13 protein-coding genes and 1 pseudogene are annotated in these 17239 nt (G+C 60.7%); 4 read left to right on the forward strand and 10 right to left on the reverse strand.

Translation table 11 applies throughout. The features are described from left to right. Positions 1-10: 10 nt before the first annotated feature. Positions 11-196: pseudogene (locus BM43_RS39265) on the forward strand (IS3 family transposase); the annotation flags it as partial. Between the two features lie 175 nt (positions 197-371). Here the strand turns inward: BM43_RS39265 and BM43_RS21605 are convergent. The 7 genes from BM43_RS21605 to BM43_RS21620 form a co-directional block, all read right to left on the reverse strand. Then, a complete protein-coding gene (locus BM43_RS21605) occupies positions 372-1718 on the reverse strand; it encodes a nucleotide-binding domain-containing protein (RefSeq protein WP_227743018.1) in 1347 nt (448 codons plus the stop codon). 4 nt (positions 1719-1722) lie between these two features. Continuing rightward, on the reverse strand, positions 1723-3015 hold the full coding sequence (locus BM43_RS40695; protein WP_144417685.1) for an SAVED domain-containing protein: 1293 nt from the start codon (positions 3013-3015) through the stop codon (positions 1723-1725). Positions 3016-3426: 411 nt separating this feature from the next. Continuing rightward, a complete protein-coding gene (locus BM43_RS21615; RefSeq protein WP_036049154.1) occupies positions 3427-4833 on the reverse strand; it encodes a hypothetical protein in 1407 nt (468 codons plus the stop codon). Continuing rightward, entirely contained in the window at positions 4830-6497 is a 1668-nt protein-coding gene (locus BM43_RS39270) for a VPA1262 family N-terminal domain-containing protein (protein ID WP_080742090.1), read from the reverse strand. Before BM43_RS39270 ends, BM43_RS21615 begins: the two co-directional genes overlap by 4 nt. A gap of 91 nt (positions 6498-6588) precedes the next feature. After that, entirely contained in the window at positions 6589-7305 is a 717-nt protein-coding gene (locus BM43_RS40700) for a hypothetical protein (protein ID WP_144417686.1), read from the reverse strand. 263 nt (positions 7306-7568) lie between these two features. Next, positions 7569-8180 carry a hypothetical protein gene (locus BM43_RS39275; protein ID WP_080742091.1) on the reverse strand — a complete coding sequence of 204 codons (612 nt, stop codon included), beginning with the start codon at positions 8178-8180 and terminating at the stop codon, positions 7569-7571. 127 nt (positions 8181-8307) lie between these two features. Next, on the reverse strand, positions 8308-8508 hold the full coding sequence (locus BM43_RS21620) for a BPSL0761 family protein (protein ID WP_035488867.1): 201 nt from the start codon (positions 8506-8508) through the stop codon (positions 8308-8310). Between the two features lie 924 nt (positions 8509-9432). Between BM43_RS21620 and BM43_RS39280 the strand changes: the two genes are divergently transcribed. Continuing rightward, entirely contained in the window at positions 9433-9672 is a 240-nt protein-coding gene (locus BM43_RS39280) for a helix-turn-helix domain-containing protein (protein ID WP_035945107.1), read from the forward strand. Positions 9673-10036: 364 nt separating this feature from the next. Here the strand turns inward: BM43_RS39280 and BM43_RS21625 are convergent, their stop codons facing one another. Both BM43_RS21625 and BM43_RS21630 read right to left on the reverse strand, forming a co-directional pair. Beyond that, entirely contained in the window at positions 10037-10630 is a 594-nt protein-coding gene (locus BM43_RS21625; RefSeq protein WP_036049151.1) for a single-stranded DNA-binding protein, read from the reverse strand. Positions 10631-10709: 79 nt separating this feature from the next. Beyond that, the gene (locus BM43_RS21630) at positions 10710-11897 is read right to left on the reverse strand and encodes an MFS transporter (RefSeq protein ID WP_013699394.1); all 1188 of its coding nucleotides are present in this window, start codon (positions 11895-11897) and stop codon (positions 10710-10712) included. A 230-nt stretch (positions 11898-12127) separates the two neighbouring features. On the opposite strand from BM43_RS21630, the gene uvrA reads away from it, so the two are divergent. After that, complete coding sequence (gene uvrA, locus BM43_RS21635) at positions 12128-15001, forward strand: excinuclease ABC subunit UvrA (protein ID WP_036049150.1); 2874 nt, start codon at positions 12128-12130, stop codon at positions 14999-15001. A gap of 201 nt (positions 15002-15202) precedes the next feature. After that, on the forward strand, positions 15203-16291 hold the full coding sequence (locus BM43_RS21640) for an AI-2E family transporter (RefSeq protein WP_017918290.1): 1089 nt from the start codon (positions 15203-15205) through the stop codon (positions 16289-16291). A 30-nt stretch (positions 16292-16321) separates the two neighbouring features. Here BM43_RS21640 and purU read toward each other — a convergent pair whose 3' ends face one another. Then, positions 16322-17203 carry a formyltetrahydrofolate deformylase gene (purU, locus tag BM43_RS21645; RefSeq protein WP_013699397.1) on the reverse strand — a complete coding sequence of 294 codons (882 nt, stop codon included), beginning with the start codon at positions 17201-17203 and terminating at the stop codon, positions 16322-16324. Between the last annotated feature and the right edge of the window lie 36 nt (positions 17204-17239).

Consider the following 17239-nt stretch of genomic DNA (forward strand, 5'->3'; position numbering starts at 1 on the left):
TAGGAGCGTCAACGCCGTGGCGGAATCCTTTTTCAGCAGCCTGAAGAAAGAGCGAATCCGCAAACGTATCTATAAAACCCGGGATATGGCGCGTGCCGACGTCTTCGACTACATCGAGGTCTTTTACAATCGAACCCGTCGCCATAGTCATCTTGGCGGCCTGAGTCCCGAGGCCTTTGAACAGGCTGCGGCGTGAGGGTCGGGGGTGTCTAGTGTGCTCTGGGCAGTCCACATTTTCTGCCTGTCTCTGTCCACGGGCGCATCCTCAACCTCTTCAAGGCATCACACAGCTTGAGCAGCCGGCCATTGGGGCGGTGCGACGAATCGCCGTTTTGGGGCTGAAGTTTGCGCGCCTTCCGCTGCATGAAAGCTTAAAGGCAACGCGTTCCGGGACCGATGCGAACAATATGCTCGGCCTGGCGCACCGTTTGGCCATTCTTCACGATTTCACAAACCATCGTGTGGCGTCCCTTGAAGGCCGTGGAGGTCCAGTAAGGTTCTGCGGGTCCCAGCAAGCTATTGTGGGTCAACTGACCTTCTTCTCGTGCCTCGTCGCCTTCATTGCGCACGGTCCAGCGCACGCTGTATGGAAGCTCAACTCCCACTGGAGTCGCCATGAAGCGGAGATGAATGCCTTTCGGCAAAGCCGACGAGTCGCTTACATGCGCTTTATACACCTTGCCCTTGCTCGCGCGGGCAAGCGCGCATTCAATGGTGAGGCCATTCGCGGCGGATTGTGCGACAGCTTTCCGCGCACCCGTCCAATAGTCGTGGTAGAAAATTGCGTCCCAAGCTTTATATGCCTGAGCAGGCGTACACAACGGCTGATGCAGGACGTCGAGGTTTGGCAGTTTGTCTGCGAGAGTATCGCGAAGGCGCTCCACCTCACGTTTCCTGCGGTCTGATGACGTGAACCAAGCGGTCTGTTGAACGGGGTTCTGGACATCCACGTTAGCTTGTAGTCTCGCGAGCAGCGCCTTCAACGTCTGGACGAGAGCAACGTCATCGCGGGTCGGGTGTGGCCTATACACTTCGCAAACGAGGGTAGTGATGATGATGCCGCCCGGCAGCGCCCATCCAGACCGCGACCGAGCGAATGCCTTGACGAACCGGACGATGCGCCGCAACTGACCTTTTGCGACGTTGACCCGCGTGCCAAGGAGGACTTCAAGGTACGTCGGCGGACTCTTCGAATCCACTTGCTTGCTGAACCAGTTGGTGTATGCCATCGGGTCGCGTGCAGTCCATTCGTCACCGCCGGCGTGCTCAATCGTTTGATTGCCGAACCAGTCAGTTCGGCGCCGATAGACTGCGAAGTCGATGTGGTACCCATCCGAATACCAGACCGTAACCGCATTTTTGCGCGCTTCAGGTTCCTTGGTGAAGTTGCTGCACTTCTCTAGCAGTGCGTCGCGAACTCGAGCGCGTGCATCGGCAGCTTTATCCGGGAGGTCGCTCGCCTCGAAGATGACGGCAACGTCAATGTCGTAGTCGATGTGCTCGCTCTGATTCAGGGTATGCATGGCGTAGCTTCCCTGATTCTTGCTATCTACGAACGTTTTGTAGACGGCGTTCCTCTTGTCACCTAGAGACTTCAAGCCGGCAGTCAGGCGGTCGAGGTTAAGGTCGCGATAGCCGCCCAGGTCGTTGCGCAGTTGCGTGCCAAGGCGAACGTGATTCTCGTAAAAGGCCGCCAATTCATTGGACGCGTCATACATTGCCTTATTCCCCCGAAATCCAGAGTTGTCCAGGTTGGCCGTCTGCAGCTACAAGGTCTACAGCCCAAAAGTATGGCGGCGTACTGCGCTGCGAATAGTTGTAGGCACGTACGGAACGGTGCATCGTGTAGCTCACCATCTGTCCAAGCCGGAAGGAAACTGACATTGGCGCCGCTGCGAAAACGTGGTAGGTGGTCGCAGGATTCTCGTTGTGAATCTTGTCTAGCGCTTCGCGAAATGCTTGAGCAATGGCACTAGCTTGTTCGTGATGGGTGATAACCCCACGCTTCGGCTCTGCGATTCGAACGGCAAAGTGCCGGTATGGTCGGTCGATGGTATGGCCGATATCGGCTTGAGCAACTCGTGCGCTAACGTCGACTTGGATAACAGCGTCCGGTCCACCGACAGGCCCGCCCATATCCACCAGTTCCACGCCGAGGTCAGGCGGCGCGTCACCGTCAAGCAGAGGATTCCACTCACTCTCCGCTGCGGCAGCGTCGAGTTCGTAGAGGCGCACGGCCTGCTTGGTCGAGACAGCGGCACCTGCATGCATTGCCAGCGGAATGTGTGCAATCCCGAAGTACGCCACGGTCGCTTTGGGGTGAGCCCGCAGTTGCGCAGTCACATCGCGATATAGATTGCGTTGGAGCGCGAGAGCACCTCGAGCATCAAGCACGCCGCCCTCGTAAAAGGCGGATGCGTCCATGTGCACTGGGTGAAATCCGTCCGCGGCTGCTACGGGGTCCACATCGTCAAACATGCCAGCGTGCTGAAACGACTGATGGCAGATAGCGATTAGCTCCGCCGGCGCGTCGATTTGGGATAGCGCCACAAGCAAGGGGCGGAAATGCGCACGTGCGACTTTCGGGTAATTTTGGAGTAGGGCAAGTAACTGCTCCCAGCCGAATACCTGGACAGCAAACTTTCCTTCGGCTGCGTGCGCGGCGCTTATTAGTCGCGCTTCCTCTTGGACAGCGACGTCTGCGGCGCTGCTCGTTACCAGATAGTAGTGGCTGGGCTCAGGTTTGAACAAGAGCGCTTTTTTCACCTCGGCGCGCAGTTCCTCTTTGGTCACCGAGTGTCCGTAACGGCCGTCCTTCCCTTTGCATTGAACGGCTTCGAGCTTTCCGGTGCCGAAGTTAATTCCATATACGTCGACACCGGCCTGCGCTTGTCCGGCTCGACCGTTCATCTCAGCGGTCGGATAGTTCCAGTGCGCGGCAAACAGGTCGCGCGTAAAACGTTCGAATGCCTGCCAATCGGCGGGCGGCGGAAGCTGGTATGCGCCGAAACTCACGGTGTCTTTCCCATGCACTACTGCATTGTTTGTTCTAGGGCAATGAGCGGCCAGGTACTACAATCGTCTAGCCGACGCTTCACTATATATAGGCAGATGGAGCCGCGCAATATCCACATTTTGTGTTTTATGGTTGCGGTGCAATAGAAAATATCGACGCGTGCAACGATGTCGGGGCAGAAATAATCACGCAAACGTTAGCGTGGCCAGCGCGGAGCTGTTGGGCTTCGATTTTCGAGCAAATGAACGGTGTGCAGCGACTTGCGACGCAACCTCGGGCAGATCGTACGCATGTCGGTGAAGCGCGCCCGCGCCGCGCATTCCCATCAAACTGCTAATTCGAGTGCGAGCTCCGCGCGGATAATCCCCCGTTTCGGGTCGTTAGCAATTGTTGCGGAGATTAAGTTGCGCTTATATCTCAAAGTAGCTGTATCGAACGCTCGTGTACGCGTCGGGTGGTTCGATTTCGGGGGGGAGCAAATGGACCTCTCCGCTTGCGAGCATGCGTCCATGGACGACAAGTCGCAAGCGGCACAACAATCGGTTTCTCTCAGTGATGAGGTCGGTCGACGAATTGAACCACTGTTGTTCAATCGTATCGACAGCTAGTGTCAGAGCAGCCTCCAACTTGTCTCGCTCGTGACCGGGAATCTTCGAGTAGTACATCGCCACCGGGTAGTCGAACGCGCAGGCCGTTGGAGAAAACAGATAGACTTGGTGCTCGCTCTTTCCGTAGTTCCAATCGTTCCACTGGTCGAAGCACATCGACCACAATGCGTTAGCTGCAGAGTCCCCGACCTCTAGTGCGAGCGCTGCCATAATTCTGGCCATGGGGTCTGCGGACCTTTTCGAAAAACTCAAACTCACCGTCGATACGAAGGCCTTCCAGTGTGGCAACTGCAGGGACGCAAGCACTTTAGGCAAGGCGGCACACACCAGTGAACCGCTTTCCGGGGCCCGTACCAAGGCATTCAGCAACCCTGCCCAGGCGGTGGTATCTGCTGCTTGCAGAAGTAGCTGACGAATGAGGTCGACCTGCTTGAGGTCCGTGCCGGCGCGTCGATGCGCACTCTCCATGTCCTCAATGCCGACATATTTCACCCAGGTGATGGGAACGAGGACCGCCAGAGCAGAAAACTCGTCCTGAAGGGTGAAGCGAACCAGGAGGGTGAGAAAGACGCTGTCTTTGACGGTAACTGCGTCAGCGAGTTTTGCCGGGTCGAGTCTCCATAACAGCCTTACCGCTGACCAGAGCGCTGCCCGAGGCTCCGGCATGACTTGAGGAACAATGTGGCTTATCCTTAGGAAATTGCCTTCAGCTGCCGCCTTTTTTATTTCCTGGTCCGCGTTGTGGACGCGGTCGTGTCCGGGCGAAAACGAACGGACCTCCGCACTGCATATGAAATGGTATAGCCCTCCTGCTAGTGCTTCGTTTCTTAACTGTGATGCAACGTGTTCCGCATCGGCTGAGTCGAGCCCAAGCGCATCTATTGTATACAGCAATATCGAAAGCTCTTCGAACGCAAGCGGATTAGATGCGGTCCAGCTGCGCAGGCGCTCCAATACAGCGCGTACCGCTGCTTCCCATTTTTCCCGCACTGATTCGTCGCACTGCTCACTCGCGAGCGAGCGATGGCGCAAGAACGGAAATTGGGCTACTAGCTGTTGCCCAAGACTTTCTAGAGTGTCGGGAGCGGATTTTCCACCGTTATCTAAATGCTCGGCAAATTTCGCCGTTCCTGCAGGCATTTGGCACCGACCGGCTTCGCATGCGGCGGCGAATACTTCGCGGGCGAGACTAACGAAAACTTCGCTCATGGCGTTTTCCACACGAGATATTTTGAGTCGGCCAGCAAGTTCCATAGGTCGAGAAACGCTTCGCGGATTAGCTCGCCGTCAGGAACTTTTTGGAGTATGTGGTGCTGTTGGCCCACGCTGTTGATTGATGTTCCCAGCGACCATGCCATGGCGCCACCGGGGGCGGCCGGGAAAATTAAAAACCTGTCATGAAATGGCCAGCCCGCCCCACCTTCGCGCACTCGGAATTCGAGCGTTAGCCCTTGGCAGTTACCTTTCGACCGTTCGAGCATCTCACGTTGCTCAAGCCGCCATGGCAGGCGCCCCAGCTTACGTGGTGTGCTGATGCACTCGTGCAAAGCATGACTAGACGACTCGTCCGGTCTCTTTCCACAGTGCTTGCAAACCTTCGGCGTCTTGCCGTCGCTTAGTCCGCGCAGGTCTGCACCGGGCCACGGGCATAGGAAAAGAGTACTTAGCAAGTCGTTGGCGGCCAGGTAGGGGTCCCACAGCCATACGCCGCTCCTACCATGCTTTTCCATCAACCACTCTATGTCGGCCAAGGCTTCGCTTCGGCCCGTACCGGTTGCGCCCCTGTACTGAACAAATTCTTTGCGAGCATGTAATGTATGTAGACTATCTCGGAAAATGCGTTCGGAACGCCACGGTTCTCGCGGATTCGAACTAGGCCCGCTAGCGGGAACTGGTGGGTCATCGCGGAGCAGCAGCCTGAATGGCTCGGCCGCCCCTCCCTCCGCTGGTGGCTTGAGGAATTCGCGCGTTGTCGGATTGATTGTATGGCTGGTTACACTGACCTGACCGCCAAAGAACGCACTCCTCGCTGACGCCCCCAGAATAACGCCATTGGCATCGTCCCAGAGAACATAGCGTGCGCCGGTGCGCTTCGAATGAACCGGAATGTTTCCTGGGCCTGCACTGACGTCCATCGATGCGAAGTCTTCTATCGTCGCATCTTCGTAAATCTCCCACGAAACCCGCAGTGGGCGAACCGCGACGCTAGAATGCCAAACTGGCTCGAAAGAAAATTTGCCGTTTTGATTTCTACCGTATTTTGTGACTGCGACGGTTACCGGAAATTGGATGAGAACATTGCCGATGCGGTCAGATAGGCCATCGATTCCCATTGGCACGTATTGCCGCACGAGTTCTGCCAGTTTGCGCAGCAGTCGAGGCTCCCTGAGCAGAAAGCGATGGTCAATTTTCTCACCATCAACGAGTTCGAGAACGTGAGAGCCGTCGAAAAAGTTGTTCTTTAGGACGCCGTTCCAGGGATGAGAAACATGAGTGTCCGCGGGAACGAACTGCGGTGGTACTGCGGATAGCTTTCCGACCTTCAACGGCATAGAGGTAAGTTTCCATTCCCCCCTCGTCTCTAGATGTCGAAGTGCCTGGCTGAGGTAATTGGGGCTGACCCAAAAGCGAGAGATTCCGAATCTCCACTTTGTTCCCGGAAGCCGAATTGGCTTCTTATTTATGAACGGGGACACGGGCGTTTCGGCCGGGAGGCTAGGCTCTGCTACCAAAAGACTGACAAAATTGATAGGGGGTCCATTTTCATGAAAACCAACAACCTCGGTGACCTCGAAGCTACGATATGTTCCAATAAGATTCGGCGTCAGAAGCTTATCGAGGTGCCCAAGCAGGTCTGGAATTCCCCACGTCATGGTTTTCTTCTCTCATTGTTGTTCGTCCAGCGGCGCCCGGTTTCAATTCAATCACCGATAGGCGTCAGTATGCGTGCAATAACCTGCCGGCTCAGTCATCGGACCGAGCCACACCATTGGTGGCTACCGCTAGCCATTGTTCCAAAAGAAGGCGAAGCTCGTCACTCCTTATGCCTTCGCTGTCAGGCCATATCGCGGTCATCCGCTCAATGGCCTTTGCAATGAATGGCATGGCGTATTGTAGTGGCATCGACGAAAGCTGAAGGGCTTCTGGCTGCCCTGCGCGGAGATGCATCAGTTGATGCAGTGAGAGGGGGAGTGAATGTACGTATTGCGAAAGAAACATGATTACTGTCTCGTAGTAGCCGTGGTCGATTCCATTCGCTACATTCAACTCGCGGTGGGTCAAGTGGCACGCTTCGCCTCGAGCAACTCTGTTCCTTATCGTATCCGATGCATTCGCATAAAAAGGGTGGTTGGCAATCTGCTTGGCTAGTGAGTCACCTTTCGCGCGGATGCTTTCGACTTGCGGGTCGGCGGACCGAATTCTTTCTAGCATGGCGAGACGGCGCTTCTGGTCGTGCAACTCCCACATCAATACTCGAAACTCTCGTTCAGCGTCGCTGATATTGACTGCCCCGATGTATCCCATGGCGTCGTAGGTCTCGATGAGTGCTCGTCCAACTGCGCATGCTGACGGCAAATCCCATATTTCCGCGCCCCGAGGGACATCGGTCGACGGAGATAGCTTTCTAAGACTGATGCCGTGACAAATCAGTTTGGTGAAAATCGTGTCGACATATGGCATGTGCCGACCGTCAATAGGACGCCCTGTGAGGTGATGAGATATCGAAACGGCGTGAGCGATTAGGAAATCGAATTCGGATACGATTGCCCTGTATCTTTCCGGTGCCATGACAAGACTCTCCAGCGTACATTTAGACGTACTCTTACCATATGGTACGGGATTCGCTGCCACGACACCCCCGCGGGCGTATCGGTTTGGCCGGACGAATCAGCCAGCAAACCGAATCTTTAATCGCTCTCCAGTGCTTGAAGTGGTGCCCTGCTTCATTTTCGATGGGCAGACCGTCGCAGTGTTTTGCGGAATTTTTTTTCAGGCCGCGTCCTGCTTGCGACCGCGTCGTTGAATACATCCTGTGCATTATCCAGCTTGACCTGCTGGCCCCGCCCTGGACGGCTGCAGACCATGCAGTCGTCTCCGGTCATCACATAAAGTATTGAGGAATTCGCGCGGCCGAGATGTTCCATTTCCACGTTGTAGCCATATAGCCGATGAAGTCCGAGGGCTATGGCACACGACCGCGAGTAGCCGCCCTCACAGTGAACGACAACTGCAGTGATTTCGTCCGGTAGGCATTCGACGAATGAGCAAATCATGTCAGCGTGCCTGCGTGTAAATGCATCAGTGAGGTTTTCCGTTGCCTTTCTGGACAAGCCAGGTTTCAGGAAGTCCACATCGGCGAAGCTCAGACGCAGCACGTGGTCGAAGCCGTCAAGATTGGCCGGTGCGCGTCCTGGAGCGGTGACGGAGATGACGGCCACTGACGGCAGCCGGGGCAATCTTTCCGCTTCGCGTCGTGACAGAGCGAATACCTGCCGCGCGTGGCCAGCTACTGACCGATACAGCTTGCCAACGACGTCCTGAAGGCGTTGCGTCATATTACTTCCCGGTAGGTCGGTGTTTGCGACGCCGGGGTCTCGGCCAGCCAATTCTCAGCGCAAAGCAGCGTCACCCTAGCTCGCGAGCGGACAGGATTTCCTTCGCGATTCTTGTCGCGCCGGCGCGTTAGCGCGGAGGGGCGGCCCAGATTCCCGGCATCGCCGCAGCTGATATCTCGAGGTCCACGTCCAGCGGATAGTGCCGAAGGAGTAGCAGCGCGGTGTCCCGAATCTCGTTGCGCGTGGTGGTGTCGGCGGACGAGCCAAGCAGTTGCAGAAGCTTGCGCGTTTCGATGACTGCTTTCGTACGCTCATATGCTGTAGTCATGGGATATTGCTCAATATACGGTGCAATTGCCTATGCAATCGCACGTGCAGGCCCGCAACTTTCGCTGGCCTATCCGTGCGAGTCGGCCGGACCCGGGTCGGCGATTGGGGCGATGCACTGGTCGCAATAGACGCGATGCCAATAGCCTTTCCGAAGTTCGCCCGGCTTGCCGCAGCTCTCGCATACGCGCCGAGCGCCCGTAACTGCGATTTGCACCTGCGCTCGGATGCGCGCTTCCACATCCGGAGGACACAGCTTCCACTGAGGAGAACTACCGTAAGTTCGCCGCCGACCTGTGTGATGTCGGTGCAGAGCGGAAGCGCGGGATAGGTGGCTCGGCCATGCAGGAGTGCCCTATCCATCTGGGCGATTTGCTCCGGAAACTGAAGTTGCTCTCGCCACAAGGTGCGAAGCTCGGCCTCAACGTCGCGCGCCAGCGCTTCGATGATTGGGTACCAGCCAACGCCGCACTGAATGCCAAAGTGCGAGATGTTCGCCAAGTACGACTCAGGATGATGCACGGCGCGAAAGAACAGTGGGAAGCAAGAAAACAGCTCACGTTGCCTACTGTTCGCCATCCACAAGCGGGGCTTGGGATGCAGTTCGGTGTCCACACGTTCAACCGTCTTTACCAGCCGGCGTACCGCGGGCGAGTTATCACACGAAACCGTGCGACGCATTGCGCGAGGAGCAGTCACCAATAATTCTCCGTCATCGACCTGCGACGGGACGACCCGTCCTTCGCAAGAAGAATTTTTGAAAAGGAAATTTGCAGTTGAACGTGCGTCGCTTGAAGTTGACGTTCGACGGTAGCGCGGCATCGCGAATCCGCGCGACGCAGAACAAGCTCTGCCTTGCAAATAGTCCATTTTTGACTACTCCAAAATCGGTTGCAACCTTGCGGCTCTTCGCGTCGAGCCGCAAATGGAAAAATCTATCTACTCTCGCCGATACGCTGTGTTCGCTAAGCTGCTGCGAGCAGCTAGAGAAGAGGCGGGCTTTACACAGGAAGAGGTCGCGGCTCGTCTTGAGACCACTCAGACCTTCATCAGTAAGTGCGAGCGCGGCGAGCGCCGACTGGATGTTATCGAACTATGTAGTTGGTGTGACGCTCTGGGCCTTTCAGCTAGCCAGTTCGTCGCAGAACTTGAGCAGAAGCTTTGACCGGCCGGGTGCGGTCTCCGAGAACGCGCAGCATCATCTAAAAAAGTGCCGATGATGTGAGGTAACGGTGCGAGTTCCCCGTGTGCACAACTCTGCTGCCCACACCACACGGGTGTGGACAGCCGCCCTTCCGGGCGGTACCAGAGTTGCACACACTCGAACGTCTGACGCGCCGGCTTTGCCGGCTTGCCTTATGTTGAAGAAGCGGAACACCAAACCGTCGTCAGAAACTTGCAGCGGCCCACTGATTTCCACAAGTTCGTTCCGCTTTCAAAGTGAGGCCACGCAACATGTTGGTAGACGAAAAGGCCCGCCTCCTCTCGGAGTGCGGGCCGCAATCAACAAAAAAACAATAAGGTAGGCTCTAGAACGGAATATCGTCGTCCATCTCGTCGAAGCCGCCGCCGCTGGCCGGCTGGCTCGGGCGGCTGGAACCGCCACCGCCGCCACCGCTGCGCGCGCCGCCACCGCCCGAGGCACGGCCACCGCCGCCACCGCCGCGCTCCATGTCGCCGCCGCGGCCACCGCCGTAACCGCCACCGCCGGAGCCGCCGCCGTAACCACCGCCGCCGCCGCCACCACCGTAGCCATCGTCACCACCACCACCGCCGCCACCCGCGCCGCCGCGGCCGCCGAGCATCTGCATCTGGTCGGCGACGATTTCCGTCGAATAACGATCCTGGCCGTCCTGGCCTTGCCACTTGCGCGTGCGCAGGCGCCCTTCGATGTACACCGCCGAGCCCTTCTTCAGGTACTCGTTGACGATCTCGGCCAGCCGGCCGAAGAACGCCACGCGATGCCACTCGGTCACTTCCTTGAACTCGTTGGTGGCCTTGTCCTTGTAACGATCGGTCGTCGCGAGGCGGATGTTCGCCACCGCATCGCCGCTCGGCAGGTAGCGCACTTCGGGGTCGGCGCCCAGGTTGCCGACGAGAATGACCTTGTTGACGGATGCCATGTATTTCTCCAAAAGATTCGATGCCGGCCGGGCGGAACCGCCGCGGCGGCCGGCCTGAAACAGCAGCGGCGCGGCGCCCTCAGGCCTTGCGCGGCGGCGGCTTCATATTGGCGGCGATTATAAGCCACACGGCCACCAGAGCCGAGCAGGCATAAAAGACTTCGTTGGCGCCACCCGTCTTGAGCAGCCAGCCGCCCACCACGCCGCCCAGCGCCAGGCCGATCGACTGCGTGGTGTTGTAGACGCCAGTGGCCGCGCCCTTGCGCGAGCCCGGCGCGAGCTTCGATACCAGCGAGGGCTGCGAGGCCTCGAGGATGTTGAAACCGAGGAAGTAGACGAACAGCACGGCCGCGACGATCACAATCGTATGTGGGGTGGAGCCGAGCAGCAATTGGCCGATCAGGATAGCCGCCACGCCGCCGAGCAGCACCGGCTTCATCTTGCCGCGCTTCTCGGCCACGATGATGGCCGGCACCATCGCCACGAAGGACAATCCCATCACCGGCAGGTACACCTGCCAGTGCGAGGCCACCGGCAGGCCGGCATCCACCAGCAGGCGCGGCACCACCAGGAACAGCGCGGTCTGGGTGGCATGCAGCACCAGCACGCCGAAGTTCAGGCGCAGCAGTTCGACGTTGTGCAGCACCTCCGAGAACGGCGCCTTGACATGCACCGGCTTCGGCGCGTCGGGCACCACCCACAGCACCACGCCGATCGCCAGCAGCGACAGCACGCCGACGATGGTGAACAGGCCGCTCATGCCCACCCAGTGGAACACGATCGGCGCGCCGACGATCGCCACCGCGAACGATACGCCGATCGAGCCGCCCACCATCGCCATCGCCTTGGTGCGGTTCTGCTCCGAGGTCAGGTCGGCGATGAAGGCCAGCACGGCCGAAGATACGGCCCCCATTCCCTGCACGACGCGCCCGACGATGATCCAGGTGATGTCGTGGGCGAAGGCGGCGATGAAGGCGCCCAGCGCGAACACCAGCAGGCCGAAGGCGATCACGGGCTTGCGGCCGAACCGGTCGGAAGCCCAGCCATAGAAGATATAGAGCAGCGATTGCGTGACGCCGTAGGCGCCCAGCGCGATGCCGACCAGCAGGACGTTGTCGCCGCCGGGGATGGTTTTCGCGTAGACCGAAAACACCGGCATGATCATGAACAGCCCCAGCATGCGCAGCGCGAAGATCGCCGCGAGCGAGGTGGTCGCGCGCAGTTCGGGCGCGCTCATGCGAACGGGGGAAGCTGACGGATTGGACATCGGGGGAAGCTTGTCGGTATTGAGCGGCATCCGCCCGGCTGGCGGGCGGCGGGAATCCAGCCGGCTCCGAGCGCCGCCGCCGGCTCGCCGCGAACGCACCGGCAAGGTGCGTCTCACGTGCCCCGAACCCGCTGCGCCGCAGGCGGAATCGCGGCCTGGGGAGCCTGAAACGACGGTCTCGAAAAGCCGTTATAGTAGCAGGTTTGGTTTCCTCCTCTTTCGCCAGGTTCATGGAACAGATCCGTATCCGTGGGGCCCGCACCCACAACCTGAAGAACGTCAATCTCGACCTGCCGCGCCACAAACTGGTCGTCATTACGGGCCTGTCGGGATCCGGCAAATCCTCGCTCGCGTTCGACACCCTTTATGCAGAAGGGCAGCGGCGCTACGTCGAGAGCCTGTCCGCCTACGCGCGGCAGTTCCTCCAACTGATGGAGAAACCCGACGTCGACCTGATCGAGGGGCTCTCCCCGGCGATCTCGATCGAGCAGAAGGCGACCTCGCACAACCCGCGTTCGACCGTCGGCACCGTGACGGAGATCCACGACTACCTGCGACTTTTGTACGCACGTGTCGGCACGCCCTATTGCCCCGACCACGAGATCCCGCTCGAGGCGCAGAGCGTGTCCCAGATGGTGGACGCGGCGCTGGCGCTGCCGGAGGAAACCAAGCTGATGATCCTCGCCCCGGTGGTCGCGAACCGCAAGGGCGAGCACGCCGAGCTGTTCGAGGAGATGCAGGCGCAGGGTTTCGTGCGCTTCCGGGTACGCTCGGGCGGCGGCACGGCCAACGAGGGCGTGGCGAAGATCTACGAGGTCGAGTCGCTGCCCAAGCTGAAGAAGAACGACAAGCACACCATCGACGTGGTGGTGGACCGCCTGAAAGTGCGTGCCGACATGAAGCAGCGCCTAGCGGAATCGTTCGAGACGGCGCTGCGCCTGGCCGACGGTCGCGCCATCGCGCTCGAGATGGACACCGACCAGGAGCACCTGTTCAGCTCGAAGTTCGCCTGCCCGATCTGCTCCTATTCGCTGCAGGAGCTCGAGCCGCGCCTGTTCTCGTTCAACAACCCGATGGGCGCCTGCCCGGAATGCGACGGCCTGGGCCAGATCACCTTCTTCGATCCGAAGCGGGTGGTGGCTCATCCCTCGCTGTCGCTGGCGGCCGGCGCGGTGAAGGGCTGGGACCGGCGCAACCAGTTCTACTTCCAGATGCTGCAGAGCCTGGCGGCGTTCTACGAGTTCGACATCGACGCGGCCTTCGAGGACCTGCCGGAAAAGGTCCGCAAGATCCTGCTCTACGGCTCGGGCAAGCAGACCATCCCCTTCTCCTACATCAACGAGCGCGGCCGCACCTCGATCCGCGAGCACGTGTTCGAGGGGATCATCCCGAACCTGGAGCGCCGCTGCCGCGAGACCGATTCGGCCGCGGTGCGCGAGGAACTGGCCAAGTACCAGAACAACCAGCCCTGCCCGTCCTGCGACGGCACGCGCCTGCGCCGCGAGGCGCGCTTCGTGCGCGTGGGCAGCGGCGAGCAGGCGCGCGCCATCTATGAAGTCAGCGGCTGGCCGCTGCGCGACACGCTCGGCTACTTCGACGGCCTGACGCTGGACGGCGCCAAGCGCGAGATCGCCGACAAGGTGATCCAGGAGATCGTCGCGCGACTCACCTTCCTCAACAACGTCGGCCTCGACTACCTCTCGCTCGAACGCAGCGCCGAAACCCTGTCGGGCGGCGAGGCGCAGCGCATCCGGCTCGCCTCGCAGATCGGCTCGGGCCTGACCGGCGTGATGTACGTGCTCGACGAGCCCTCGATCGGCCTGCACCAGCGCGACAACGACCGCCTGATCGCCACCCTCAAGCACCTGCGCGACCTCGGCAACTCGGTGATCGTGGTCGAGCACGACGAGGACATGATCCGCACCGCCGACTACGTGGTCGACATGGGCCCCGGCGCCGGCGAGCACGGCGGGGTGGTGATCGCCGAGGGCACGCCCAGGCAGGTGCAGGCCAACAGCGCGTCGCTGACGGGCCAGTACCTGGCCGGCAAGAAGATCATCGAGTACCCGGACGAGCGCATCGCGCCGGACGAGGACCGCATGCTGCGGATCGGCGACGCGCACGGCAACAACCTCAAGCACGTCGACCTGGAGCTGCCGGTCGGCCTGCTGACCTGCATCACCGGCGTTTCCGGCTCGGGCAAGTCGACCCTGATCAACGACACGCTCTACCAGGCGGTGGCGCGCCACCTGTATGGCTCCTCGGCGGAGCCCGCGCCCTACGAGTCGCTCGAGGGGCTGGAGCACTTCGACAAGGTGATCAACGTCGATCAATCGCCGATCGGCCGCACGCCGCGCTCGAACCCGGCCACCTACACGGGCCTGTTCACGCCGATCCGCGAGCTGTTCGCGGGCGTGCCGTCCTCCAAGGAGCGCGGCTACGATCCGGGCCGTTTCTCGTTCAACGTCAAGGGCGGGCGCTGCGAGTCCTGCCAGGGCGACGGCATGCTGAAGGTCGAGATGCACTTCCTGCCCGACGTCTACGTGCCTTGCGACGTCTGCCACGGCAAGCGCTACAACCGCGAGACGCTGGAGGTGCTGTACAAGGGCAAGAACATCAGCGAAGTGCTCGACATGACGGTCGAGCACGCCTACGAGTTCTTCAGCGCGGTGCCGGTGGTGGCGCGCAAGCTCAAGACCCTGCTCGACGTCGGGCTCGGCTACATCCGCCTGGGCCAGTCGGCCACCACGCTGTCGGGCGGCGAGGCGCAGCGCGTCAAGCTCTCGCTGGAGTTGTCCAAGCGCGATACCGGCCGCACCCTCTACATCCTCGACGAGCCGACCACCGGCCTGCACTTCCACGATATCGCCCTGCTGCTGGAGGTGATCCACCGGCTGCGCGACCAGGGCAACACGGTGGTGATCATCGAGCACAACCTCGACGTGATCAAGACGGCCGACTGGGTCATCGACCTCGGCCCGGAAGGCGGCGCCGGCGGCGGCCAGATCATCGCCCAGGGCACGCCCGAGCAGGTCGCCAAGACCAAGGCCAGCTTCACCGGCCGCTATCTCGCGCCGCTGCTCAAGCGCGACAAGAAGAAGTAAGCTACCTCTGCATCCGCCGCGCGATCCGCTCCAGCCGGGTCGCGCCGGCCGGCCCCGCTGCCGCGCGCGGCGCGTTCCGCCCCCGTCACTTGGTACCCGCACCGGCTTTTTCGGTCACCAATCGTTGCTATACTCGCGCGATGCGGGCGACGCGCGCCTGTCCATAGCGCGCGAACCGGCCTGCCGGAAACAGGAAACCTCATGGAGAAGCAAACCGAGACGACGCGCGACGCCAACCCGTCGCGCGAGCCTCATCTGCGCAGTGTCAGGCTGACCAGCGATTTCAGCCTGCCCAAGCTGTCGGCGATCGAGATCGGCAGCTACCTCCTCGCCGTCGCCGGCCTGCTCCTGGTGCTCCATCTCCATCTGCTGTCCGGCCTGCTGGCCGGGCTGCTCGTCTATCAGCTGGTCCATGCCATCGCTCCCGCCATCGAGCGCCACATGTCGAGCGGGCGCGCGCGCTGGCTGGCGGTGGTGCTGCTCTCGGTGGTGATCGTGGGCGGCCTGGCCGGGCTCACGGCCGCCGTGATCGATCACGTCGAGCACACCGTGCCGAATCTCCAGGGCCTGATGGGCCAAGTCATGCAGTTGGTCGACCAGGCGCGCGGGCGCGTGCCGGGCTGGGTCGCCAACGTGCTGCCGGTGGATGCCGCGCAGATGAAGCTGAAGGCCACCGGCCTGATGTCCAAGCACATGGACCAGCTCCAGCAGGGCGGCAAGAGCGCCGCGCGGATCTTCGGCCATGTCCTGTTCGGGATGATCATCGGCGCGATGATCGCGATCGGCGTCGATCGCAACAAGGCGCGCCGCCCACTCAGCACGGCGCTGCTGGCGCGCGTCGGGGCCTTCGCGGAAGCGTTCCGCCGCATCGTGTTCGCGCAGATCAAGATCTCGGCGATCAACGCCACCTTCACCGCCATCTACTTGCTCGCGGTGCTGCCGGTGGTGCACGTGAAGATGCCGCTCGCCAAGACCCTGGTGCTGGTGACCTTCATCGTCGGGCTGCTGCCGGTGATCGGCAACCTGATCTCGAACACGCTGATCGTGGCGGTATCGCTGTCGGTGGGGGTGGGCACCGCGATCGCCTCGCTGACCTTCCTGATCCTGATCCACAAGCTCGAATACTTCCTGAACGCGCGCATCATCGGCGGCCAGATCGAGTCGCGGGCCTGGGAATTGCTGCTCGCCATGCTGGTGATGGAAGCGGCCTTCGGCGTGCCGGGCGTGATCGCCGCGCCGATCTTCTATGCCTACATCAAGCGCGAGCTGGCCACGCTGCGCCTGATCTGAGGGCGGCCATCGCGGCCGCCCACCTCACGCTCAACGGAACACGACCGTCTTCGTGCCGTTCAACAGGATGCGATGCTCGACGTGCCATTTCACGGCACGCGCGAGCGTCACGCATTCGACGTCGCGGCCGATCGCGGTGAGCTGCTCCGGCGTCATGCTGTGGTCCACGCGTTCCACTTCCTGCTCGATGATCGGACCTTCGTCGAGGTCGGTCGTCACGTAGTGCGCGGTCGCGCCGATCAGCTTCACGCCGCGGTCGAAGGCCTGGTAGTAGGGCTTGGCGCCCTTGAAGCTGGGCAGGAACGAGTGATGGATGTTGATCGCGCGGCCGGCCAGCTGCTCGCAGAGCTGCGGCGAGAGGATCTGCATGTAGCGCGCCAGCACCACCAGGTCGGTCGCATGCTCGCCGATCACCTCCAGCACGCGCGCTTCCTGCGCGGCCTTGGCTTCGGCCGAGGCGCCCGCGGCCAGCGGGAAGTGGTGGAAGGGCACGTCGTAGCTGGCCGCCAGCTGGTAGAAGTCCTTGTGGTTCGAGACGATCGCGGCGATCTCGATCGGCAGCTGGCCGGTGCGATAGCGGAACAGCAGGTCGTTCAGGCAGTGGCCGATCTTCGAGACCAGGATCACCACGCGCGGCTTCTTCAGCGCGTCGTGCATCTCCCAATGCATCGCGAAACGCTCGGCGAGCGGCGCGAATTCGTTGCGCAGCGTGTCGAGCGTCGACTCGGCGTCGCTGTTGGTGGTCTGGTCGAAATGCACGCGCATGAAGAATTCGCCGGTGCGGCTGTCGCCGAACTGGGCCGAATCGACGATGTTGGTATCGCGTTCGAACAGGAAACCCGAGACGGCATGCACGATGCCGTGCTTGTCGGGGCAGGACAGTTTCAGGATAAAGCTATGGTCGGTCGACATGACCGCACCTCCATCATTCCAATCGATTGAATCCGT

It is taken from the genome of Burkholderia gladioli, assembly GCF_000959725.1.
In the GTDB taxonomy this organism is placed as follows: Bacteria; Pseudomonadota; Gammaproteobacteria; order Burkholderiales; family Burkholderiaceae; genus Burkholderia; species Burkholderia gladioli.

What these genes read in the sequence shown, in the direction of transcription:
- BM43_RS39280 (WP_035945107.1), top strand. Translation starts at nt 9,433, where the DNA reads ATGGAAAAATCTATCTACTCTCGCCGATACGCTGTGTTCGCTAAGCTG.
- BM43_RS21640 (WP_017918290.1), top strand. Translation starts at nt 15,203, where the DNA reads ATGGAGAAGCAAACCGAGACGACGCGCGACGCCAACCCGTCGCGCGAG.
- BM43_RS21630 (WP_013699394.1), bottom strand. Translation starts at nt 11,897, where the DNA reads ATGTCCAATCCGTCAGCTTCCCCCGTTCGCATGAGCGCGCCCGAACTG.
- BM43_RS39275 (WP_080742091.1), bottom strand. Translation starts at nt 8,180, where the DNA reads ATGACGCAACGCCTTCAGGACGTCGTTGGCAAGCTGTATCGGTCAGTA.
- BM43_RS21605 (WP_227743018.1), bottom strand. Translation starts at nt 1,718, where the DNA reads ATGTATGACGCGTCCAATGAATTGGCGGCCTTTTACGAGAATCACGTT.
- BM43_RS40700 (WP_144417686.1), bottom strand. Translation starts at nt 7,305, where the DNA reads ATGCCATATGTCGACACGATTTTCACCAAACTGATTTGTCACGGCATC.
- BM43_RS21615 (WP_036049154.1), bottom strand. Translation starts at nt 4,833, where the DNA reads ATGAGCGAAGTTTTCGTTAGTCTCGCCCGCGAAGTATTCGCCGCCGCA.
- purU (WP_013699397.1), bottom strand. Translation starts at nt 17,203, where the DNA reads ATGTCGACCGACCATAGCTTTATCCTGAAACTGTCCTGCCCCGACAAG.
- BM43_RS39270 (WP_080742090.1), bottom strand. Translation starts at nt 6,497, where the DNA reads ATGACGTGGGGAATTCCAGACCTGCTTGGGCACCTCGATAAGCTTCTG.
- BM43_RS21625 (WP_036049151.1), bottom strand. Translation starts at nt 10,630, where the DNA reads ATGGCATCCGTCAACAAGGTCATTCTCGTCGGCAACCTGGGCGCCGAC.
- BM43_RS21620 (WP_035488867.1), bottom strand. Translation starts at nt 8,508, where the DNA reads ATGACTACAGCATATGAGCGTACGAAAGCAGTCATCGAAACGCGCAAG.
- uvrA (WP_036049150.1), top strand. Translation starts at nt 12,128, where the DNA reads ATGGAACAGATCCGTATCCGTGGGGCCCGCACCCACAACCTGAAGAAC.